The 595-nt window shown below is 55.3% G+C and carries 1 protein-coding gene; it reads right to left on the bottom strand.

The window, feature by feature from the left end; translation table 11 throughout:
* Window positions 1–593, bottom strand: a 593-nt coding sequence (locus tag HAQ05_RS28010; RefSeq protein WP_190427662.1) for a hypothetical protein, incomplete at its 3' end; no start/stop codon positions are given.
* Window positions 594–595 lie beyond the last annotated feature (2 nt).

Genomic DNA, 595 nt, shown 5'->3' with positions numbered 1-595 from the left:
GGAAAATCCCACCAACAATAGAGGTTCCTGGGAATGGCGCTACCGGCATTCATAGGCATCCCGAAGTTGTTTATCAACAGGTATTCGTCTTGCGGAAAGCCAAAGTCAACCGTGTAGTAAACCCTCGTCAGGCCCTGGTCATCGTAGTCATATTTGACGTAAGTCCAGTTCTGAAACGCCCTGGTGAAGTTCGCGGCGACCGTTCCCGAATCAAATAGCAGACTCTGCCCTCCATCCCACAGCCTCATACCGAAATCGGCCACAACCTGGGCCATAAACGCAGCCACGAAATATCGCCCGTTCGGCTGCGCCGTGCTTGCGCTATAGGCCCTGACGTAGAAGCCGGTCCAATTCCCCGCCGAACCAACCAAGCGCATGAAGCAAAGCCCTGCCACAGCGCTCACCGTGTCAGGGCGAACGAACACCAGGGGCGGTTCCTGGGATGTAACCGGTCGGGGGAAATAGGTCGTTGAGCCCATCCCAGACTCTTCGGTCGGCGCATACCTGCCCGAGGAAATCACAACGAGCCTTGCGTATTCCGAATCGATTACGGTGGTTCCGCTGTTGTTTGTGAACTGAAGCCCAAATGTCATCA

Source organism: Pseudomonas typographi (assembly GCF_014694385.1).
GTDB classification, from domain to species: Bacteria; Pseudomonadota; Gammaproteobacteria; order Pseudomonadales; family Pseudomonadaceae; genus Aquipseudomonas; species Aquipseudomonas typographi.
Note: the sequence above shows the minus strand (reverse complement) of the source record. Positions and strands in the feature narration are given on the sequence as shown.